Source organism: Halomonas salsilacus (assembly GCF_051216275.1).
GTDB lineage: Bacteria > Pseudomonadota > Gammaproteobacteria > Pseudomonadales > Halomonadaceae > Halomonas.
The window spans coordinates 181826-203529 of sequence record NZ_JBPKAQ010000006.1 but is presented as its reverse complement, the minus strand read 5'-3'; the positions used below and the strand labels follow the sequence as shown (position 1 = coordinate 203529).

At 65.9% G+C, this 21704-nt stretch carries 20 protein-coding genes and 4 tRNA genes; 7 read left to right on the top strand and 17 right to left on the bottom strand.

Going from position 1 to position 21704, the window contains the following annotated elements:
• Positions 1-3 precede the first annotated feature (3 nt).
• From ACR80S_RS10915 to ACR80S_RS10870, 10 genes are all read right to left on the bottom strand, one after another.
• Complete coding sequence (locus ACR80S_RS10915) at positions 4-1821, bottom strand: SurA N-terminal domain-containing protein (protein WP_435403183.1); 1818 nt, start codon at positions 1819-1821, stop codon at positions 4-6.
• 118 nt (positions 1822-1939) lie between these two features.
• Positions 1940-2212 carry an HU family DNA-binding protein gene (locus ACR80S_RS10910; protein ID WP_110068601.1) on the bottom strand — a complete coding sequence of 91 codons (273 nt, stop codon included), beginning with the start codon at positions 2210-2212 and terminating at the stop codon, positions 1940-1942.
• 176 nt (positions 2213-2388) lie between these two features.
• Complete coding sequence (gene lon / locus ACR80S_RS10905) at positions 2389-4794, bottom strand: endopeptidase La (RefSeq protein ID WP_435399033.1); 2406 nt, start codon at positions 4792-4794, stop codon at positions 2389-2391.
• 222 nt (positions 4795-5016) lie between these two features.
• A complete protein-coding gene (gene clpX, locus ACR80S_RS10900) occupies positions 5017-6297 on the bottom strand; it encodes an ATP-dependent Clp protease ATP-binding subunit ClpX (RefSeq protein WP_435399034.1) in 1281 nt (426 codons plus the stop codon).
• A gap of 108 nt (positions 6298-6405) precedes the next feature.
• Positions 6406-7026: an ATP-dependent Clp endopeptidase proteolytic subunit ClpP gene (gene clpP / locus ACR80S_RS10895; protein WP_435399035.1), complete on the bottom strand. Its 621-nt coding sequence runs from the start codon at positions 7024-7026 to the stop codon at positions 6406-6408.
• Between the two features lie 89 nt (positions 7027-7115).
• Positions 7116-8480, bottom strand: coding sequence for a trigger factor (gene tig / locus ACR80S_RS10890; RefSeq protein ID WP_435403182.1), 1365 nt, complete (start codon positions 8478-8480; stop codon positions 7116-7118).
• Between the two features lie 257 nt (positions 8481-8737).
• Positions 8738-8812 (bottom strand) — tRNA-His (locus tag ACR80S_RS10885).
• Positions 8813-8860: 48 nt separating this feature from the next.
• A tRNA-His gene (locus ACR80S_RS10880) sits at positions 8861-8935 on the bottom strand.
• A 45-nt stretch (positions 8936-8980) separates the two neighbouring features.
• Positions 8981-9057, bottom strand: a tRNA-Arg gene (locus ACR80S_RS10875).
• A gap of 68 nt (positions 9058-9125) precedes the next feature.
• A tRNA-Pro gene (locus ACR80S_RS10870) sits at positions 9126-9202 on the bottom strand.
• Positions 9203-9409: 207 nt separating this feature from the next.
• On the opposite strand from ACR80S_RS10870, the gene folD reads away from it, so the two are divergent.
• Genes folD through ACR80S_RS10850 form a run of 4 tightly spaced genes read left to right on the top strand, consistent with a single transcriptional unit; the run spans position 9410 to position 12439 of the window.
• Entirely contained in the window at positions 9410-10288 is an 879-nt protein-coding gene (folD, locus tag ACR80S_RS10865; protein ID WP_435403181.1) for a bifunctional methylenetetrahydrofolate dehydrogenase/methenyltetrahydrofolate cyclohydrolase FolD, read from the top strand.
• 15 nt (positions 10289-10303) lie between these two features.
• Positions 10304-10771 (top strand): S-ribosylhomocysteine lyase, encoded by a 468-nt coding sequence (locus ACR80S_RS10860; protein WP_435399038.1) that lies wholly within the window; start codon positions 10304-10306, stop codon positions 10769-10771.
• The gene (gene mtnN / locus ACR80S_RS10855) at positions 10768-11514 is read left to right on the top strand and encodes a 5'-methylthioadenosine/S-adenosylhomocysteine nucleosidase (protein ID WP_435399039.1); all 747 of its coding nucleotides are present in this window, start codon (positions 10768-10770) and stop codon (positions 11512-11514) included. The genes ACR80S_RS10860 and mtnN overlap by 4 nt, the downstream gene beginning before the upstream one ends.
• Positions 11492-12439: an alpha/beta hydrolase fold domain-containing protein gene (locus tag ACR80S_RS10850; protein ID WP_435399040.1), complete on the top strand. Its 948-nt coding sequence runs from the start codon at positions 11492-11494 to the stop codon at positions 12437-12439. Before mtnN ends, ACR80S_RS10850 begins: the two co-directional genes overlap by 23 nt.
• Positions 12440-12459: 20 nt before the next feature.
• Here the strand turns inward: ACR80S_RS10850 and pyrC are convergent, their stop codons facing one another.
• Complete coding sequence (pyrC, locus tag ACR80S_RS10845) at positions 12460-13497, bottom strand: dihydroorotase (RefSeq protein WP_435399041.1); 1038 nt, start codon at positions 13495-13497, stop codon at positions 12460-12462.
• Positions 13498-13698: 201 nt separating this feature from the next.
• Between pyrC and ACR80S_RS10840 the strand changes: the two genes are divergently transcribed.
• Positions 13699-14589, top strand: a complete 891-nt coding sequence (locus ACR80S_RS10840; protein WP_435399042.1) for a DMT family transporter — start codon at positions 13699-13701, stop codon at positions 14587-14589.
• A gap of 41 nt (positions 14590-14630) precedes the next feature.
• A complete protein-coding gene (locus ACR80S_RS10835) occupies positions 14631-15074 on the top strand; it encodes a hypothetical protein (RefSeq protein WP_435399043.1) in 444 nt (147 codons plus the stop codon).
• A gap of 103 nt (positions 15075-15177) precedes the next feature.
• Here ACR80S_RS10835 and ACR80S_RS10830 read toward each other — a convergent pair whose 3' ends face one another.
• The 6 genes from ACR80S_RS10830 to ACR80S_RS10805 form a co-directional block, all read right to left on the bottom strand.
• A complete protein-coding gene (locus ACR80S_RS10830) occupies positions 15178-16419 on the bottom strand; it encodes an NAD(P)/FAD-dependent oxidoreductase (RefSeq protein ID WP_435399044.1) in 1242 nt (413 codons plus the stop codon).
• Between the two features lie 180 nt (positions 16420-16599).
• Positions 16600-17055, bottom strand: a complete 456-nt coding sequence (locus ACR80S_RS10825; protein WP_435399045.1) for a tellurite resistance TerB family protein — start codon at positions 17053-17055, stop codon at positions 16600-16602.
• Between the two features lie 74 nt (positions 17056-17129).
• The gene (locus ACR80S_RS10820; protein WP_435399046.1) at positions 17130-17582 is read right to left on the bottom strand and encodes a hypothetical protein; all 453 of its coding nucleotides are present in this window, start codon (positions 17580-17582) and stop codon (positions 17130-17132) included.
• Between the two features lie 144 nt (positions 17583-17726).
• A complete protein-coding gene (mmsB, locus tag ACR80S_RS10815; RefSeq protein ID WP_435403180.1) occupies positions 17727-18623 on the bottom strand; it encodes a 3-hydroxyisobutyrate dehydrogenase in 897 nt (298 codons plus the stop codon).
• A gap of 47 nt (positions 18624-18670) precedes the next feature.
• Positions 18671-19825, bottom strand: coding sequence for an enoyl-CoA hydratase/isomerase family protein (locus tag ACR80S_RS10810; RefSeq protein WP_435399048.1), 1155 nt, complete (start codon positions 19823-19825; stop codon positions 18671-18673).
• A gap of 14 nt (positions 19826-19839) precedes the next feature.
• A complete protein-coding gene (locus ACR80S_RS10805; RefSeq protein WP_435399049.1) occupies positions 19840-21006 on the bottom strand; it encodes an acyl-CoA dehydrogenase family protein in 1167 nt (388 codons plus the stop codon).
• Between the two features lie 247 nt (positions 21007-21253).
• Here ACR80S_RS10805 and ACR80S_RS10800 point away from each other — a divergent pair, with 247 nt between their 5' ends.
• Positions 21254-21703, top strand: a complete 450-nt coding sequence (locus tag ACR80S_RS10800; protein ID WP_435399050.1) for a MerR family transcriptional regulator — start codon at positions 21254-21256, stop codon at positions 21701-21703.
• The last annotated feature ends 1 nt before the right edge of the window (position 21704 follow it).

Below are 21704 nucleotides of genomic sequence, written 5' to 3'. Positions count from 1 at the left end.
CAATCACCGCCGAATGTCCGCCTTGTCGCGCAGGTCGTCCAACAGGCCCTGGATGGCGGCCTGGGCACGCAGGCGTTCGGCCATGCTGGCCACAAACCGCTCGACCTGGGCGTCGAGCTCACCCTCCTCGACCCGCTCTAGGGCGATCAGCACCACCCGGTCGCCGTCGGCGGCGCGGCCATAGACGGGGGCATCGCCCTCGGGGGCCGGCAGGCGGAACACCGCATCGACCACCGAGCGGGAGAGGCCCTGGCTCTCCTGGCGACCCACACCCTCGACCCGCTGCCAGTCGAGGCCCTGCTCATCTCCGGCGCGCAGCGCCTGAAGGCGCTGCTGACCCAACTCCATCAGCTCCTCACGGCGAAGATTGGCGGCCACGCTGGCCTCGACCTGGTCGCGAACCTCCTCGAGCGGCAGGGTGGTGGCCTCGCGATGCTCGGCGACGCGCAGCACCAGACGGCGATCATTGTCGAGCTCGATAACCTCGCTGTTGAAGCGCTCTTCCAGCACGTCGGTGCTGAACGCCTCGCTCATCACGCCGGGCTCTGAGAGCACGCCCTGGGCGCCATCACGGGAGACCCAGTCGCTGGTCTGCAGCTCCAGGCCGATATCGTCGGCCACGCTCTGCAGGTCGTCGGCGGCGAAGCTCTCGTCGATCAGGCGCTGGACCCGCTGGTTGAACTCACCGGAGACGTCGGACAGCGCCAGCTCACGGCGCAGCTCGTCGCGCACCGCCTCGAAGGGCTCGCGTTGAAGTCCGGTGACGGTGAGCAGGTGCAGGCCGTTGTCGGTCTCGACGATGCCGGAGACCTCGCCCTCCTCCATACTGAAGGCCGCCTCATCGAAGCTGTCACCAAAGAAGCCCCGACTGATCACGCCCAGATCGCCGCCCTGCTCCGCAGACACGGTGTCGTCCGACATCTCGGCGGCCAGATCGGCAAAGGACTCTCCCCGTGCCAGGCGCTTTCGCACCGTCTCGAGTTCCGCCTCGGCCTCGGCGCGGCTGCGCTCGGCGCCGACGGTCAGCATGATATGTGAAATGCGGCGATCGGCATCGGCGGTGCGCTCCTGCCAGGCGTCGCGAAGCTCGGCCTCATCGACCTCCACCGCCTCGGCCAACTCCTGGCGATCGATGAGCACATACTCCAGGCGGACCTGCTCGGGCCGGCGGTAGTTGTCCGCGTTCTCGGCGTAATACGCCTCCAGGGCCGCCTGGGTCACCTCCACCTCGTCTTCCACCTGCTCGGCGGACAGCGAGGCATAGCGGAGGCTGCGGGTCTGGCGCTGCAGGGTCGCCAGACGTTCCTGTTCGCTGGGCAGGGTGAAGTCGCTGAAGGCCAGCCCCTGCTGCAGCTGCTGGCGCTTCATGTCAACGCGCAGCTCATCGCGGAAGGCCACCGGGGTGTAACCGGCGCTGGCCAGGCGATTGCGGAACAGCTCGCTGTCGAAGCGACCCTCCTGGTCCTGGAACTCCGGCAGCGCCACGATGATCTGGTCGAGCTGCTCCTCGGAGAGGTGCAGGCCACCCTCGGCGGCGTACTGGGTCAGCAGGCGGTCGGTGATCAGCTGGTCGAGCATTTGGGCGCGCAGGGCGCGTTCCTGCTCCGGTGGCACCTGCCCACTGCGAATCGCCCGTTGAACCTCGAGCTCCAGCTGCTGGCGGGTGATCGGTTCACCGTTGACCTTGGCGATCTCATCGCCCCCGCCGCCGAACAGGCCCACCAGGGACTCGACGCCGAACAGCGCCATGGTCACGACCACGGCCCCGACAATGATCTTGGCGCCCCAGCTTCGGGAGCGGTCACGAATACTTTGCAGCATGCAGGCCTCGGCAACGTATTGTGTGGAAAGTACGGTCTTTAAACCAAGACAGGCGCACCGCCGTGGGCGATGCGCCTGTAGGAGAGTCAACCATCAGCAGCGCGGCAAAGCTCACGCCTCAGTTGACGGAATCCTTGAGCGCCTTGCCGGCCTTGAAGCTCGGCACCTTCGCGGCGCTGATCTCGATCGGCTGTCCGGTCTGGGGGTTGCGACCGGTGCGCGCGGCACGCTCCTTGACCTGGAAGGTACCGAAGCCCACCAGGGAGACGCTGTCGCCCTTCTTGAGACTTTCGGTCACGGTATCGACCATGGCGTCCAGGGCCCGGGCAGCGGCTGCCTTGGGAATGTCGGCAGACGCGGCGATGGCTTCGATCAGCTCGGACTTGTTCACACTTCACCCCTTGATTTTTCGGAATTTGGCTCTAAACGGCGCAGCAACTCAACCGGAAGTCACGATCACAGCATGGCGCATTTTATAGCAATGCGATGAAAGGGCTGTCAAGCATACTACCGCGACGGGCCCCACCATATCAGGCTTTTAGCCAGGATATGATGGAGAAAATATTGTCAATGCGTGCTGATCATCGACGGGGATGTGGCGGCATCCTCGGATCGAGAATCTTCTGCGGAAGCCTCGGGCCTTTTGGCCAACGCCACCTCAAGCACCTCGTCGATCCAGCGAACCGGCCTGATGTCGAGAGCTTCCTTGATATTATCCGGAACCTCCTTGAGGTCACGGCGATTCTCCTCGGGCACCAGCACGGTCTTTATACCACCGCGCCGGGCGGCCAGCAATTTCTCCTTCAGGCCGCCGATGGGCATCACCTCGCCGCGCAGGTTGACCTCGCCGGTCATCGCCACATCACAGCGCACCGGGCGTCCGGTATAGGCGGAGACCATGGCCGTGACCATAGCGACGCCGGCGCTGGGACCATCCTTGGGCGTGGCACCCTCGGGCACGTGGATGTGCAGGTCCTCCTTCTCGAAACGCTCTGGGTCGATGCCCAGGCTCAGGGCTCGCGCACGCACCACGGTCTGGGCCGCACTCACTGACTCCTTCATGACGTCGCCCAGCGAGCCGGTCTTGTTGATGCGTCCCTTGCCCGGGGTCACCACCGACTCGATGTAGAGCAGTTCGCCGCCCACCGAGGTCCAGGCCAGGCCGGTCACGCGGCCCACCTGGTCGTCCTGGTCGGCCAGACCGTAGCTGTAGCGGCGCACACCGGCATAGGCCTCGATATCCGCGGCGGCCAGCATCACGGGGGCCAGCGCCCCCTCCTTGGCCTCCTGCTCGAGCCGCTCGCGCAGCACCTTGCGGCACACCTTGGCGATCTGGCGTTCAAGTTCACGCACGCCCGCCTCGCGGCTGTAGTAGCGGATCAGCTCCAGGACCGCCTCGTCGGAGAAGGCCAACTCGCCCGCCTTGAAGCCGTTGGCGATGAGCTGCTTGGGGGCCAGGTAGCGCTTGGCGATGGCCAGCTTCTCGTCCTCGGTGTAACCCGGCAGGCGGATCACCTCCATGCGGTCGAGCAGCGGCCCGGGAATGTTCATGGAGTTGGCGGTGCAGATAAACAGCGTCTCGGAGAGGTCGTAATCCAGCTCCAGGTAGTGATCGCTGAAGGTGTCGTTCTGCTCAGGGTCCAGCACCTCGAGCAGCGCCGAGGCGGGGTCACCACGGTGGTCCATACCGAGCTTGTCGACCTCGTCGAGCAGGAACAGCGGGTTCTTGACCCCGGCCCGGGACATGCGCTGGATGATCTTGCCGGGCAGCGAGCCGATGTAGGTGCGACGGTGGCCGCGGACCTCGGACTCGTCCCGCACGCCGCCCAGCGCCAGTCGCACGTACTTGCGGTTGGTGGCCCGGGCGATCGACTTGCCGAGCGAGGTCTTGCCGACCCCGGGCGGGCCCACCAGACAGAGCACGGGCCCCTTGAGCTTCTTGACCCGCTTGTGCACGGCCAGGTACTCAAGGATGCGCGCCTTGACCTCGTCGAGACCGTAGTGGTCCTCGTCCAGCACCTGCTGGGCATGGACCAGGTCGTGCTTGACCCGGGTGCGCTTCTTCCAGGGCACCGAGACCAGCCAGTCGAGGTAGGAGCGCACCACCGTGGCCTCGGCAGAGTTGGGCGACATCATCTTCAGCTTGCCGAGTTCCTGGGTGGCCTTGTCGCGGGCCTCCCTGGGCATCCCGGATTCCTCGATGGCCTGCTCGTACTTCTCGGCCTCGTTGGGCACGTTCTCGAGCTCGCCCATCTCCTTCTGGATAGCCTTCATCTGCTCGTTGAGGTAATACTCGCGCTGGGACTTCTCCATCTGGTCCTTGACCCGCGAGCGGATGCGCTTTTCGACCTGCAGCAGGTCGATCTCGGACTCGATGAGGGCCATCAGGTGCTCGATGCGATCGCGAACCCGGTCCATCTCCAGCAGCCGTTGCTTGTCGTCGATCTTCAGCGACAGGTGGGCGCAGATGGTGTCGACCAGGCGGCTCGGATCCTCGATGCCGGAGAGCGAATTGAGCACCTCGTTGGGCACCTTCTTCGACATCTTCACGTACTGCTCGAACTGGTTGAGCAGCACGCGCACCAGGGCCTCCTGCTCGCGCTCGGTGAGCGGCTCGCTCTCGCGCAGCACCGCCTCGGCGGAGGTATAGGCCTCGGCGGCGTGGAGTTCGCCCACGTCGGCCCGGGAGACGCCCTCGATCAGCACCTTGACGGTACCATCAGGGAGCTTGAGCAGCTGCATGATCTCGGCCACGGTGCCGATGGCAAACAGGTCATCGCGATCCGGATCATCCTTGCTGGCCTCGCGCTGGGCCACCAGCAGTACCCGCTTGTCGGCGTCCATGGCCGCCTCGAGGGCCTGGATCGACTTCTCGCGACCGACGAACAGGGGAATGACCATCTGCGGGTAGACAACCACGTCCCGCAGCGGCAATAGGGGCAGACTCAAGATCTGATCAGCGTTCTGCTGCATCGCAGACGTACCTCGAACAAAGCGGGTGAATGTCACAGGAGTGGGGGCATGCCGGCCTCTTTGCAAGGGAAGGCCTGACGATGGGTGGCGCGACGATGGCCGACACAAGGAGCGGCGCCCACAAAAAGACGCGGGAGCGACATCGCCGAACCGGCAGTCACCGGCAGTGGCGAGGCTCGCTCCCGCGTCGGGGCCCGGGGAGGTGGTGCGGGCCCGGACGACTTAGCCGTCAGTACCGTCGGCGGCCACTTCCTGCTGCTGGGAGTAGATCAACAGCGGCTCGCTTTCACCGGCAATCACCGAGGCATCGATCACCACCTTGCTGACCCCTTCCAGGGAGGGGATCTCGTACATGGTGTCGAGCAGAACCGACTCGAGAATGGAGCGCAGGCCGCGGGCGCCGGTCTTGCGTGCCATGGCCTTGGTCGCCACCGCGCTCAGGGCGTCCTCGCGGAACTCGAGCTCCACACCTTCCATCTCGAACAGTTTGGCGTACTGCTTGATCAGAGAGTTCTTGGGCTCGGTGAGGATCTGGATCAGTGCATCCTCGGTAAGCTCGGTCAGCGTCGCGATCACCGGCAGGCGCCCCACGAACTCGGGGATCAGGCCGAACTTGACCAGGTCCTCGGGCTCGACGTCGGCGAGCAGCTCACCCACACCGCGCGCTTCGTCCTTGCTCTTGACCTCGGCGCTGAAGCCGATGCCCCCCTTCTCGGCGCGGTCGCGGATCACCCGGTCCAGGCCGGCGAAGGCGCCGCCGACGATGAACAGGATGTTGCCGGTATTGACCTGCAGGAACTCCTGCTGCGGGTGCTTGCGGCCCCCCTGTGGCGGCACCGAGGCAGTGGTGCCCTCGATCAGCTTGAGCAGCGCCTGCTGCACGCCCTCCCCCGACACGTCCCGTGTGATGGAGGGGTTATCCGACTTGCGCGAAATCTTGTCGATCTCGTCGATGTAGACGATGCCGCGCTCGGCCTTCTCGACGTCGTAGTCGCACTTCTGCAGCAGCTTCTGGATGATGTTCTCGACATCCTCACCCACGTAGCCCGCCTCAGTGAGGGTGGTCGCGTCAGCGATGGTGAAGGGTACATTGAGCAGCCGCGCCAGGGTCTCGGCCAGCAGGGTCTTGCCGCTGCCGGTGGGGCCGATCAGCAGGATGTTGGACTTGCCGAGTTCCACATCATCCTTCTTGACCTCGGAGCGCAGGCGCTTGTAGTGGTTGTAGACCGCCACCGACAGCACCATCTTGGCGCGGTCCTGGCCGATCACATAGTCGTCGAGGGTGTGACGTATCTCGCGGGGAGTCGGCAGACGCTCCTCGTCGGTCTCGGCATCGGCATCGAGCACCTCCTCGCGAATGATGTCATTGCAGAGGTCGACACACTCATCGCAGATATAGACGGACGGGCCGGCAATCAGCTTGCGCACCTCGTTCTGATTCTTGCCGCAGAACGAGCAGTAGAGCAGCTTGCCGCCTTCGTCCTTGCCTTTGCCGTCGGCCATTCGCTTACCTCTTCTCAGTTGGCCCTGCGCCCGTGGCGCCCGGCCGGGCTCACATCGGCAGCACAGGCTGCCGGAGAACGGTGTCAGGGCGTGATGAAAATCACGCTATCAGGATGTGGGCCGCTTATCCAGCACCGCATCGATCAGGCCATACTCGGCCGCCTGCACGCCATTCATGAAGTTGTCGCGGTCGGTGTCCCGAGCGATGGTGTCGATGTCCTGGCCGGTGTGGTGGGCCAGGATGTGGTTGAGCTTGTCGCGGATGCCGAGGATCTCACGGGTGTGGATCTCGATATCCGAGGCCTGGCCCTGGTAGCCCCCCAACGGCTGATGGATCATCATCCGCGAGTTGGGCAGGCAAAAGCGCTTGCCCGCGGCGCCGCCTGCCAGCAGGAAGGCCCCCATGCTCGCCGCCTGACCGATACACACCGTGGAGACGTCGGGCTTGATGAACTGCATGGTGTCGTAGATCGACATGCCTGCCGTGACACCCCCTCCAGGCGAGTTGATGTAGAGGTGGATGTCCTTGTCCGGATTCTCGGATTCCAGGAACAGCAGCTGGGCGACGATCAGGTTGGCCATGTAGTCTTCCACCGGACCCACCAGGAAAATCACACGCTCCTTGAGCAGGCGTGAATAGATGTCATAGGCGCGCTCGCCGCGTGCGCTCTGCTCGACCACCATCGGCACCAGGCCACCGGCGTTGTGGATCTCGAACTCGTTGCTCATCAGTGTGATGTCCTTGCATCCGGAGAATGGAAGCGGCTGGGCGGGCGTGCCGATCGCCGGCTCGCCCGCCGAAACGGAGGTGAGGGAGATCAGGCCTTGCTCTCTTCCTGACCCTCTTCATCGCTATCCTCCTCCGCGTCGGCCTCGGCCTGCTGCTGGGCAGCGGCCAGGACCTCCTGGTAGGTCATGGTGACATCCTTGACGCTGGCCTGCTCGAGCAGCTTGTCGACGGCCTTCTCTTCGAGGATGGCAGACTTGACCTGAGTCTTCATCTGGTCGTTGCCCATGTAGTACTCGACCACCTGGGACGGCTCCTGGTACTGCTCGGCGAGCTCCTCGACCTTGGCACGGATCTCGTCGTCGGTGGCATCGAGCTCACCGGACTTGATCACCTCGGCCAGCAGCAGGCCGACCTGCACGCGGCTCCTGGCCTGCTCGGCGAACAGCTCGTTGGGCAGCTGGGAGACGTCGAAGTCCTCGCCCAGGCCGAACTGCTGTGCCGCCTGACGCTTGAGGCCATCGGTCTCCTGCTGAATCAGCGACTGCGGCACCGGGATCTCGTTGGCCTTCTGCAGCGCGGTCAGCACCTGCTGCTTGACGCGGTTGTCGACGGCCTGCTCTGCCTCGCGGGTCATGTTCTTCTTGACCTCAGCGCGGAACTTGTCGAGATCACCGTCATCGACACCGAAGTTCTTGACGAACTCGGCATCCACCTCGGGCAGGGCCTGGCCCTTCACGGCGTGGACCTTGACCTTGAAGGTGGCCTCCTGACCGGCCAGATGCTCGGCCTGGTAGTCCTCGGGGAAGGTGGCCTTGATCTCCTTCTCCTCGCCGGCCGCGGCACCCACCAGTTGCTCCTCGAAGCCCGGAATGAAGCTGCCGGAGCCCAGCACCAGGCTGTGACCCTCGGCGCTGCCGCCCTCGAAGGGCTCGTCGCCCAGGAAGCCCTGGAAGTCGAGGGTCACCTGGTCGCCCTCTTCGGCGGCGCGCTCGACCTCTTCCCAGCCGGCGTTCTGCTTGCGAAGGGTCTCGATCATCTCGTCGACGTCGGACTCGACCACCTCGACCACCGGGCGCTCGACCTCGGTGCCCTCGATGGAAGCCAGTTCAAACTCCGGATAGACCTCCAGGGTCGCCACGAACTCGAGGTCCTTGCCCGCCTCATTGACGGTGGGCTCGATCTGCGGGAAGCCCGCCGGGTTCAGTTCGTTCTCGGTGAGGGCGCGCACATAGCGCTCCCGCATCACCTCGCCCACCACCTCGTTGCGCACGTCGTGGCCGTAGCGCTGCCGGATCACCGACATCGGCACCTTGCCCTTGCGGAAGCCGTCGATGCGAACAGTCTTGGCGGCATCCTTGAGACGGGCATTGACGGCCTCGTCGATCTCGGCGGCCGGCACCTGAAGGGTGATGCGGCGTTCGATCTGGGAGGTCGTATCGACGGAAACTTGCATGAAATGTCCTCTACCGACTGGGGGCGTTGTATTGAAGAGTGAAAAGATCAAAGAGGGATTTTATGAATCCCGCCCGGCACTGGCAAGCGCCATGCCCAATAGATGGGGACGTCACGCGCTTTTGCAAGAGCCATTCGGCCAGGGCATCCAACACCGGGCGCCATGGAACGGAAACGACAAAATCGCCGGCTCGGGGAGCCCGCGTCAGAGTCGATTGCAATAAACTGAGCAAGATTGATCGGGGAGGCGTCAAGGAGTGGGGTGGATGATGGGGATCGAACCCACGACCACCGGAGCCACAATCCGGGGCTCTACCACTGAGCTACATCCACCACTGCCTTGAAACAACTGTCGACTGTCGAAAGCAACGTCTGTCGAAATGGGGTGGATGATGGGGATCGAACCCACGACCACCGGAGCCACAATCCGGGGCTCTACCACTGAGCTACATCCACCATATCGACAACTGTTCTAACTGTATCCCGCCACCGCGCCGAAGCTGGCGCGCCCAGCAGGACTCGAACCTGCAACCTACGGCTTAGAAGGCCGTTGCTCTATCCGGTTGAGCTATGGGCGCATTCTACTCTTCAGGCTGATCAACCGCAACCCGCAGATCCAAGTTTTTGCAGATCATTCAAGAGGTTGTGGTCGGAGTGGAGGGATTCGAACCCCCGACATCCTGCTCCCAAAGCAGGCGCGCTACCAGACTGCGCTACACTCCGCCGCGATCAAACTCACCTGACGCCACCGCAGGGGCATCGTCGAGCGCTGCGTATTCTACGTGACTTTCCCCTGCGGTCAAGCACCTGGAACATCCTCATTGGGGGACCGTGCTTTGTTTCACCGGCGCGGCATGCGAAAATCACGCCTCCTTCGCTGCGGGCCGGCCATGAGCCCGCCCTCTCCATCCAGCCACCCGAGGAAGCGCGATGTCCGCTCAACTGATCGATGGCAAGTCCATAGCCGCCCGAGTCCGCCAGCAGGTCGCACGCCAGGTTCAGGCACGCCGCGACGCTGGGGCCCGAGTGCCCGGGCTCGCCGTGGTGCTGGTGGCCGAGGACGCCGCCTCAGCGGTCTACGTGCGCAACAAGCACCATGCCTGCGTCGAGGCCGGCATCGAATCCTTCAGTCATACGCTGCCCGCCGAGACCACCCAGCTTGAGCTCGAAACCCTGGTGGATGTCCTCAATGCCGATCCGGCCGTGGATGGGATCCTCGTCCAGCTGCCGCTGCCCGCCCACCTCGATGCCCGGCCGATTCTCGAGCGCATCCGCCCCGACAAGGACGTGGACGGCTTTCACCCCTACAACCTCGGTCGCCTGGCCCAGCGCATGCCCACGCTGCGCCCCTGCACGCCCAAGGGCGTAATGACCCTGCTTGAGCAGTGCGACATCAGGGTGCGGGGCCTGGACGCCACCGTGGTCGGCGCCTCCAACATCGTCGGTCGTCCCATGGCGCTGGAGCTGATGCTGGCCGGCTGCACCACCACCGTCTGCCACCGCTTCACCCGCAACCTTGAAGCGCACGTGCGCCGCGCCGACCTGCTGGTGGTGGCCGTCGGCAAGCCGGGGCTGGTCAAGGGTGAGTGGGTCAAGGAGGGCGCCATCGTCATCGACGTCGGGATCAATCGCCTGGAAGACGGCCGCCTGGTGGGCGATGTCGATTTCGCTGCCGCCGCCGAGCGTGCCAGCTGGATCACCCCGGTACCGGGGGGCGTGGGCCCCATGACCGTCGCCACCCTGCTGGAGAACACCCTGCAGGCCGCCGACATGCACGACGCCGGCTTCAAAACTGAAACGAAGAACTGACAGAAGGACTCTGCCATGAGCGACAAGAAGATGAACGTCGAGAGCTTCAACCTTGACCACACCAAGGTGAAGGCTCCCTATGTTCGCCTCGCCGACATCAAGACCGGCGAGAACGGCGACACCATCCACAAGTATGACATGCGCATCTGCCAGCCCAACCAGGCGCACATGGAGATGCCGGCGCTGCACTCCCTGGAGCACCTGATGGCGGAGCTGTCGCGCAACCACTCCGACAAGGTGGTCGACATCAGCCCCATGGGCTGCCAGACCGGATTCTACGTGGCGATGATCAACCACGGCGATTTTGATGGCGTGTTGACGCTGCTCGAAAAGACCCTAGAAGACGTAATGGTGGCCGAGGAAGTGCCGGCCTGCAACGAGATGCAGTGCGGCTGGGCGGCCAGCCACAGCCTGGAAGGCGCCAAGGAGATCGCCAAGGGATTCCTGGCCAAGCGCAACGAGTGGACTCAGGTATTCGCATGAATCGCATCGGCATCATCGGCGCCATGGCCCAGGAGGTGGCGCACCTGGCTTCGCTGCTTGAGGGGCGAAAATCCCGAACCCATGTAGGCTCCACCTTCCACAGCGGCCTGCTGCATGGGGTCGAGGTGGTGATCCTGCAGTCCGGCATCGGCAAGGTGAACGCCGCGGTGGGCACTACCCTGCTGCTGGATATCTACCGGCCCGACGCGGTGATCAACACCGGCTCCGCCGGTGGCTTCGGCAAGGGCCTCGCGATCGGTGACGTGGTGATCTCCAGCGAGGTGCGCCATCACGACGTGGACGCCGTGGTGTTCGGCTACGAGCACGGCCAGGTGCCGCAGATGCCGGCCGCCTACCTGCCCGACCCGCGCCTGGTGGCCATCGCCCGGGAGTGCGTGGAGTCCTTGGGCGAGGTCAATGTGGTGGAGGGCCTGATCGCCACCGGCGACGTCTTCATGGCCTGTCCCAACCTGGTGGAGCAGACCCGACGGCGCTTTCCCACCATGCTCGCCGCCGAGATGGAGGCCGCCGCCATCGCTCAGACCTGTCTGCTCTATGACTGCCCTTTCGTGGTCATCCGCGCCCTCTCCGATATCGCCGGCGGCGGCGACAACCACCTCTCCTTCGAGGCGTTCCTGGTGAAGGCCGCGACCCATTCCGCCCGCATGGTGGAGGCGATGGTGAAGCGCCTGGCCAGCCTGCCCGCGGAGCAGACCAGCGATGCGCTGGCCGAGCAGGCCTGAGCCGCGCCTGACTCATCGGCCGCCGCGCCGGTGGGTGCCGGCGCTGCTGCTGGTCGGCACGCTTCTGGCAGGGTGCGGTACCACGCACCTCAGCGACCGGCTTGCCCCGGGGGTGACGGCCGCCCCCGACGCCCCGGCGCTGGCCTTCGACGTGCTCCCCGACCTCACTTACTCGCCTCCCGACTGGCCAGAGTCACTCAGCGCCGAGGTACTGCTGCCCCAGTCACCGAACGACGCACTGAGACCCGCCGCCCTGCTGGTCCACGGCGGCGGCTGGCAGAACCGCGGCCCGGAGGACATGACCGGCATCGCCGAGCAGCTGGCCGCCCGCGGCTATGTCACCGTCAACATCGCGCACCGCTTCGCTCCGGAGCATCGCTTCCCCGCGCAGCTTCACGACCTCCAGCAGGCCATGGCCTGGATCCACGCCAACGCCGAGGTGTGGCGGGTGGACACCGATCGCATCGTCGGGGTGGGCTTCTCGTCGGGTGCCCATCTGGTGAGCCTGCTGGCCCTGGCCGGCGCGGAAGGATCACTGGCCGAGCCCCATGGTGGCGAGCACGCCAGGCTCGCCGCAGTCCTGGCCGGCGGCATCCCCAGCGACCTGTTCAAGTTTCCCGACGGTCGTCTGGTAGTGGAATTCCTCGGCGGTACCCGCGCCGAGGTGCCCGAGCAGTACGCGCTCGCATCACCGGCTCGCCAGGTCCGGCCGGATGCCCCGCCCTTCTTCCTGTTCCACGGCACCTGGGACCGCCTGGTCCCCCTCGACCATGCCACCGACCTTCGCGACGAGCTCGATGCCAGAGGAGTGGAAAACGAGCTCTTCCTGCAGCACGGCCGCGGCCACTTCCTCAGTTTCCTGACCCGCGGCCGCGCCATCGACGCTGGTCTCGACTTCCTGGACCGGCAGGTGAACGGCCTGTAGCGCTTGGCGTTAGCGCGACGCTAGTTCTTAAGCCTCCAGGCCAGCGTCTCACCGGCGCACAGGGGCACGATGCGTTGGCCGGAGGCATAGGGCAGCGACTCGGGCAACTGCCAGGGTTCGCGCACCAGGGTGACGGTATCGACATTGCGAGGCAGGCCATAGAAGTCGGGGCCGAAGTGACTGGCGAAACCTTCCAGGCGGTCCAGGGCGCCGGCCTGTTCGAACGCCGTGGCGTAGAGCTCGATGGCGGCCGGGGCGGTATAAGCCCCGGCGCAACCGCAGGCGCTCTCCTTGTCCCCCTGGGCGTGGGGCGCGCTGTCGGTACCCAGAAAGAACGTCGGGCTGCCGGAGGTGGCCGCCGCCAACAGGGCCTGACGGTGACGCTCGCGCTTGAGGATTGGCAGGCAGTAGTAATGAGGGCGAATGCCACCGACCAGCATGTGGTTGCGATTGAACAGCAGGTGGTGGACGGTGATGGTCGCGGCCACGTTGGCGGGCGCCGCGGCCACGAACTCGGCGGCATCGGCCGTGGTGATGTGCTCGAACACCACCCTGAGATCCGGGTGACGCTCGAGCAGCGGCTTCATGACACGCTCGATGAACACCGCCTCGCGATCGAAGATATCGATGTCGGCACTGGTCACCTCACCATGCACCAGCAACGGGATACCCAGGCGCGCCATGGCGCCGATCGCCACATCGCAATGCGCCGGATCGGTCACCCCGGAATCAGAGTTGGTGGTGGCCCCGGCCGGATAGAGCTTCACCGCGTGCACCCTTCCACTGGCATGGGCGCGCTCGATCTCCTCGGCCGGCGTGTTGTCCGTGAGGTAGAGGGTCATCAGCGGCTCGAAGTGGCTGCCCTCGGGCAGCACGGCCAGGATGCGCTCGCGGTAGGCCAACGCCTGGTCGGTGGTGGTCAGCGGCGGCCGCAGGTTGGGCATGATGATGGCGCGCCCCATCTGGCGGGCCGAGGCGCCGACCACGGCGGCCAGGGCTTCGTCGTCGCGCAGGTGCAGGTGCCAGTCATCGGGTCGGGTCAGGGTCAGTGAGGTCACGGCGGGTCCTGTCTCGGCTGGAACGTTCACAGAAGTGGCCCAGTATACCGGAAGCCCCAGATCTAGACTGCCCGCCGAGGCTATCGTAAGGACTGCCCATCGAGACTATCGTAAGACTGCCGTGGGGGCTGACGGACGACGCAGACGACCGGCTCTTTGCCTGCTAACATCCTCCCTTCACGCCCCTTCAACCGGTGCCCCATGCCCGATTCCATCGTCCGCGCCCCGCTGCGCGCCGACCTGCTCCTGCTGCTGGTGACGCTGCTGGCCGCCTCGGGATGGATCTTCTCCAAAGAAGCGCTGAACGGCCTGCCGCCGCTGCTCTTCATCGGCACCCGCTTCCTGCTGGCCGGGGTGATTCTCGCCGCCTTCGCTGGCCCTGCCCTGCGGCGGCTCTCACGGAACGACATCCTGACCGGGGCCGGCGTCGGCGTGCTGTTCAGCGCAGCGCTCACGCTGTGGATCATGGGCCTGTACCACTCCCGCCACCTGGGCGAGAGCGCCTTCATCAACAGCCTGGGCATCCTGCTGGTACCGGTGATGGCCCGCCTGCTGTTTGGCGACCGTCCGCCCCGCACCACCTGGATCGCCCTCCCCGTGGCACTGGCCGGCTTCGGCCTGCTGTCGCTCAACGCCGGCTTTCGGATCGAGCCGGGGCAGTGGCTGATGGCCTGCTCCGCCGTGCTCTTCTCGCTGCTGATCAACACCAATTCACGGGTGGTGCACCGGCTGCCGGCCCTCCCCCTGACGGTGCTGCAGCTGATCACGGTGGGCATCGTGCTGGGGCTCGCCTCCCTGGCCACGGAACCCTGGCCGACGCGTATCGGTGGAGCAACCCTCGGCTGGCTGGCCGCCAGCGTGCTGCTCGCCAGCACCCTGCGTTTCTTTCTGCAGGTGCACGCCCAGGGGCTCACCACGCCCAGCCATGCCGCGGTGATCCTGATGCTCGAGGCGGTCTGGACCGCGCTGCTGGCCGCCGCCTGGTACCGTGAGACCATGACGCCACTGCAGCTGGCCGGCTGCGCGCTGATCTTCGCCGCGCTGCTGATCAATCGCTGGTACTGGGTACGCCGACTCTTCACCCGGCGCTGAATTCCCGTATCATGCCCGCAGATCCAACAAGGGAAGTGAACATGCCGAAGGTGCGCCACTATGCCGACCTGGTCACCGTCCTGTCAGGGCTGTCGTGGCTGGTGGTGTTCTGGTCGGTCAGCCTCACGGCGCAGATGGGCAGCATCGAACCCACCCTCGCCGCGCTGCTGATGCTGGGGACCCTGATACTGGTCAGCTTCGTGCATCGCCCCACCCGCGTCCTGCTGCGCCGCTACCACGTGCGCAAGCGGCGTACCGAGATGTGGATGCATATCCTGGCGCTACCGCTGATGCTGGCTTTCCTTTTTGGCATCGTCATCGAGAACCTGCTGGCGCCGCTCAATGGGGAGCAGAAGATGCTGCTGTTCAACGTCTTCGCCACCGCCGGCTGGCTGGTCTTCGTGGTCACGGTGTTGATCAAGCTCGCCATGCACCTGACGCGGCGCCACCGGAGCCACGGCAGCAAGAGCGGTGCGGGCTCCTGACGAGCCCCGATAAAGAGCTCCGGAAACGAGCCCCGAAAACGAGAACGGGCGCCTGGTTACCAGGCGCCCGTTCTCGTTCTGGCATCGCGTGCAGGCAGCTGGATCAGAAGCGATCGAGACGGAACGGGGTCATGTCGACTGCCGGGGTCTCCCCGTCCATCATCTGCGCCAGCAGCTCACCGGTGGCCGGCCCCAGGGTGAAGCCCTGGTGGCCGTGACCGAAGGCCAACCACAGCCCAGGCTTGCCGGGCGCGGGACCGATCACCGGCTTCATGTCCGGCATGCAGGGTCGTGCGCCCTTCCACGGCTGGGCATCGCGTCGCTTGCCCAGCGGGAAGAGCCTGCGCGCCGCCTTCTCGGCGGCCGCCAATTGCCTGTACTGGGGCGGCGCGTCCAGGTCGGCCAGCTCGGCCCCGGTAGTCAGGCGAATACCAGCCCGCATCGGCTCGAGCAGGAAGCCCCTCTCGGCGTCCATCACCCAGTGATTGAGCTTCGCGCCCTGTTCTGCCGAGTAATGCATGTGATAGCCACGCTTCACGAACAACGGGGCCTCCAGGCCCAGGCGGGACAGCAATTCTCCGGTCCAGGGGCCCATGGCTACCACCACCTGCTCTGCCTCGAGGGCCCCTTCGCTGGTCATCACGCGCCACCCGGTGCCCACCTGACTGACGTCCTCGACGCTGGCCTGCACCAGGTGGCCACCCAGTGCCTCGAAGCTCTTCGCATAGGCCTGCACCAGGGCGCCGGGGTCCGCCACCATCCACGGCTGGGTCCAGTGAATTGCCCCCACCAGCCCCTTGGCCAGGTGCGGCTCCTTGGCATAAAGCGCCTCGGCGTCGAGCAGCTCATGCTCCACCCCGAAACGCTCGTGATTCTCGCGGGCCTGGGCCAGGCGCTCGTCCAGAGCCTTGCGGGTCCGGTAGAGCTCCAGCCAGCCGCCCTGGCGAATCAGCGCCTCGGCGCCTGCGGCCTCGATCATCGTTGCGTGGGCGTCCTGGCAGCGCACGATCAGCGAGGCCCACTCGTTGACGATGCGCTCGTAGCGCGCACCGCCCGAGTTGATCCAGTACTGCAGCAGGGGCCCCGCCGCGCCGACCATGCCGGTCGGACGGTAGCGAATGTCCACCTCACGGTTGGGCAACACGCGCAGCAGGGTACCGAGGTCGCGCGGGAAGGCGTAGGGGCGCACCGCCTCACGCTGGATGATGCCAGCGTTGCCGAAGGAGGTCTCGCGGCCCGGCTCGCGGCGATCCACCAACGTGACGGCGTGGCCACGACGCGCCAGGTGCCAGGCAACCGAGACGCCGACAATTCCTGCGCCGAGAACGATGATGTTGCGGGACATGGAAGTCTCCCTGATCCGCCAAGGAAAAAGCCCCGCCTCTCGGCAGGGCATTCATGGGATGAAGTCTAGCAGGCATCTGCAATACATCGGCAATCCGCGATAAATTAAGATATTTTCTCTGACTGGATATTCAAAGCCAGGATATCTTTCCAATTTCATCCCCACCGAGAGACGAAGCCTTCAAGCGCGCGCCGCCTGGGCCGCCAGCTTGGCGCGAATGAAGTCGCCGTGCCCCACGTGCAGCAGGTCGGCGAGCTGGCGGATGCGGTGTTCCTCCAGATGGTGATGCTCGCCGTCGGCCAGCGCCAGGTCCCACATCATGCGCACCAGCGCACAGCGCCTGCGGGTGTCATAGTGCTGCTTGATGAGGCTGACGAACTGGTAATGGTCCACCGAGCTCTCCACCTCCTCCCGTGCCAGGGCCACTAGCTCATCCACCGCCTCGTCCTCCAGCTCGAGGCTTTCACGCAGCATCTCACGCAGCGCCACCAGTTGGGCAGGATCCTCCTGATAATCGGCGCGCATCACCTCGCACAAGAGCGCCGCCGCGGCGAGTTCCAGGGTCGGCCCCTCATCGTCCTGCGCCTCGGGGTCGGCCAGTACCTGCTGGAAGAAACGCTGAATGCCTGTGAGCACGGCAACTCTCCTCGTGTCTGTTTCGGGGTATGACCCGTGACACGGCCTGGCGTTCGTTCGTTATTGTCCTTGCCTCAACCCTCCCGGCAGCGCCAGCGCGCCAGGAGGTTCAGCAGCGCCAGGGTCAGCAGTGCAGCCGCTGCCCAGCCCAGGACATCCACCAGGCTGTGATAGCCGGGGGGAGGAGACAGTGGACGCTGGGTCATGCCGAACTCCACCACCCGGGTGAGGCCGTAGAGAATGAGGGCGAGACTCGCCAGGGGCAGAGCGGAGTGCCGACGCGACAGCCAGCGGGTCAGGGCCCAGGGCTGTCGCGGGGTCGGTTGCGCGGCGGGTTGGCGAGCAGGTTTGGCGGCCGCCTTGCCCGGTGCCGGAGCCTTGCGAGTGCGTGGTTTGGGTTGTACCCGACGCCGCGCAGGAGGCCCGGCCACCAGCCCCCAGACCCAGCGTCCTGAGCGCCACAGCACCCACCCCAGGGTGAAGCTCACCGACAGCGCCAGACCGCCCATTACCAGAACATATGCCATCGGGCGAACCCTTCGTTGCGATACCGGGCGGACATTGTGCCACACCGACAGCAAGGAGCGTGGAGCTGGGCCTGTCGGAGCCAGGGAGCAGACGCAGCAGGGGGAGCCCCCCTGCAGGAGCTCCCCCCGGGCAGCACCGAGGCGTTATTCGCCGGCGCGGTAGAGGTTCTGGATGCTGGAGAAGTCGAGGGCGCCGTTGCCCTGGGCGCTGTGCAGGGCGAACAGGTTGCGGGCCTGGGAGCCCATGGGCACCGAGGACTTCGAGCCCAGCGCCAGCTCCCAGGCGAGGCCCAGATCCTTGGCCATCAGGTCGGTAAGGAAGCCACCCTGGTAGTCGCGGGAGGCGGCGGAGCCCTCCATCACGCCGGGCCAGGGGTTGTAGACGTTCAGCGCCCAGTTGCCGCCGCTGCTCTGCTTCATGATCTCGGAGAGCACCGTTGGGTCCATGCCGTTCTTGACCCCCAGCGCCAGGGCCTCGGCGGTGCCGCTCATCAGGATGCCGAGCAGCATGTTGTTGCAGATCTTGGCCACCTGCCCCGCGCCGTTTTCACCGGCATGGAAGATGTTCTTGCCCATGGCCTCGAGCACCGGCCTGGCCGTGTCGAAGGCGGCCGAATCACCGCCGACGATAAACGTCAGGGTGCCGGCCTTGGCGCCGCCCACGCCGCCGGAGACCGGGGCATCCAGCCAGGTGATGCCGCGCTCGGCGGCGGCGGCGGCCACGGCGCGGGCGTCGTCCGGGGAGATGGTGGAAGCATCGATCACCAGCGGCTTGCCATCCAGCGCATCAAGCAGGCCTGGCTCGCCGTTGCGGCCCAGGTAGAGCCCCTTGACGTGGGCACCGGCGGGGAGCATGGAGATGATGACCTCGGCACCGCGGGCCGCCGCCTCGGCGCTCTCACCGCGCTTGGCCCCCTCGCTCTCGAGGGCCTGGATGGCACTCTCCACCAGGTCGAATACGGTAACGCTGTGGCCGGCCTTGATCAGATTGCTGGCCATGGGCGCACCCATGTTGCCGAGGCCGATAAAAGCGATATTCATGATTGGCTCCTTGAGATTTTGACGTTGTTGTTGGGGCATTGATGCCGTCAGCCGACGCGGTGGCCGAGGCCGAGGTCGCGCAGGGGGTGGTCCTCGCTGTCCCAGGGCGAGACGAACAGCGCCTGGATCGTCTCTTCCGGCACGCTGTCCGCATCCGGGTGGCTCCAGCGCGGGCGCTTGTCCTTGTCGATCAGCAGTGCCCGCACACCCTCGACGAAGTCGCCCTGGCGGCAACACTGCACCGACAGCACCAGCTCGTCGCGAAAGGCATCGGCCAGGCTGGTGTGGGCGTGGCGGGCCAGCATTCGCCAGACCAGCTGGGCGCTCAGCGGGCAGCCGTCGGCGAGCCGCGCTCGGTTGGTGGCCAGCCAGGCGTCGTCGCGGGTATCAGACAGGATTCGCTTCACCGCGGTCGCGGCATCCACGGCGCCCACCAGAGCCTGGAGATGATCGAGGTTCGGCCATACCTGGCCGGCCGGTGCGCCCTCGCGGGCCTCGTGGAGGTCCAGCGCCTGCTGCACGGCACCGCGCAGGGCGGGGCCGCTGCGATCGCCGTAGTCCGCCTCGGTCAGCGCGGATAGCACCCGGGCGCGGCGCTCGCGGGGAATGAAGCGGTCCGCCATGCCCAGGTCCAGGGCATCGCGGGCGTTGAGGTGGGCGCCGGTCAGGCCCAGATAGGCGCCTACCCCGGGCGGCATGCGGTTGAGGAACCAGCTGGCGCCGATGTCCGGGTAGAGGCCGATGGTGATCTCCGGCATGGCGATGCGGGTGGTCTCGGTGACGATGCGCTGGAAGCCGCCGGCCATCAGCCCCAGGCCGCCCCCCATGACGATGCCGTCGCCCCACACCATCAGCGGCTTGGGGTAGGTGTGAATGCGATGGTCGAGGTGGTATTCGGCGGTGAAGTAGGTCTCGGCCAGCAGGCTGTCACGGCCGGCGCCGCGATTCTCGCCCTCCTCGGTGAGGGAGCGGTAGAGGGCCACCACGTCACCGCCGGCACAGAAGGCCTTGTCGCCGCTGCCCTCGAGCCACACGGCGACGACGCTGCGATCCACCGCCCAGGCATCGAGCTTGGCCTCGATCTGGTGCACCATCTCCAGGGAGAGGGCGTTGAGAGATTTCGGGGCATTGAGGGTCGCCACGCCAATCCGCCCACCGTCACCGGTGGGCAGCTCGTCGAAGCGTACGGGAAGATCCGACATCTATTGTGCTCTCCTTATTGCATCGACTCGATCACGCCATCCGCCATCAGCCGGCGGGCCACGATCAACCGCATGATCTCGTTGGTCCCCTCGAGGATCTGATGGACCCGGGTATCGCGCACCAGCCGCTCCAGGGGGTATTCGCGGATGTAACCATAGCCGCCGTGAAGCTGCAGGGCCTCGTTGCAGACGGAGAAACCCACATCGGTGGCGAAGCGCTTGGCCATGGCGCAATGCGCGGTGGCCTCGGGGTCGTTCTGATCCAGGCGCCAGGCGGCCTGGCGCACCATCAATCGGGCGGCGGTGAGCTCGGTGGCCATGTCGGCGATCTTGAACTGCAGCGCCTGGAACTGGTTGAGCTCACGCCCGAACTGCTTGCGCTCGGCCATGTAGTCCCGAGACAGGGTCAGGGCATGCTGAGCGGCCCCCAGGGAGCAGCTGGCGATATTGAGGCGGCCTCCGTCGAGGCCCTTCATGGCGAACCTGAAGCCCTCGCCCTCCGCGCCCAGTCGATTGCCGACCGGCACGCGCACGGAGTCGAAGCTGACCAGCCGGGTCGGCTGGCTCTTCCAGCCCATCTTCTCCTCGTTCTTGCCGTACTCGACGCCGGCGGCATCGGCCGGTATGACGATGGCCGAGACCCCACCTGCGCCGCTATCGGGCTCACCCGTGCGCGCCATCACCACCAGTACCTCGGTGGCGCCAGCGCCGGAGATGAACATCTTGGAACCCGAGATGACGTACTCATCGCCTTCCCTGACCGCCTTGGTGCGCAGGTTGGCGGCGTCGGAGCCGGAACCGGGTTCGGTGAGGCAGTAGGAGCCCAGCGCCTCGCCGGCCACCATGGCGGGCACCCAGGTCTCGCGCAGGGCGTCATCGCCCCAACTGGCGATCATCCAGGTCACCATGTTGTGGATGGTGAGGTAGGCGGTGGTGGCCACGCAACCCTGGGCGAGCTGTTCGAAGATCAGCGAGGCGTCGAGGCGCGAGAGTCCGAGCCCTCCGTGCTCCTCCGGGGTGTAGATGCCAAGAAAGCCGGTCTCCCCGGCGCGGCGGATGACGTCCAGCGGAAAGTGGGAGGTGGCGTCCCACTCGGCGGCGTGGTCGGCCAGCTCGGCCTTCGAGAAGTCGGCGGCGGCCTGGACCAGCGCCTTCTGGTCGTCGCTCAGGGAGAAGTCCATGGTGGTATCCTCGTCTCGCGTATCGGTTGCGTTGTTGTTGGCTGCATTGCCTGGATTCAGAAGTTGGCGCGTGCCGAGTTCTCTCGACGCTCATCTGGCGCACGGCCATGGCACCAACCTAGCACTTGCTAGGTTTATCCCACATCAACCCATGGTCGAACAAGCACTTTACGTTAACGTAAACCTCGGCTAGTGTTGCCGTCAGGCGGGCGGCGTGCGCCCCGCCACACAATAAAGGAAGACGCTCATGACCCAGCGCACAGCGAGCGACGCGGCACCGCCCGGCGGCCTGCCCCGCCAACGACGCACCTTCAGCATCGGGGAGCTGGCCAAGATGTTCGAGGTGACGCCTCGCACCATCCGCTTCTACGAGCAGGAGGGGCTGCTGGCCCCCGAGCGACGCGGCCAGACGCGCGTCTATCGCGAGAAGGACCGGGTGCGCCTCAAGCTGACCCTGCGCGGCAAGCGCCTCGGCTTCTCGCTGGCAGAGATTCGCGAGGTGGTGATGATGTATGACGCCATGCCCGACGGTAACGCCCGCCAGCTGCAGCGTCTTCTGGAGATCCTGGCCGACAAGCGCGCCAACCTGGAGCGCCAGCTGGAGGATATCCGGCTGATGCACAAGGAGCTCGACGACGTGGAGAGCCGCGCTCGTGAGGTGCTTTCGGGTCTGGGCGCCGAACCCCCGAAGCACTGAG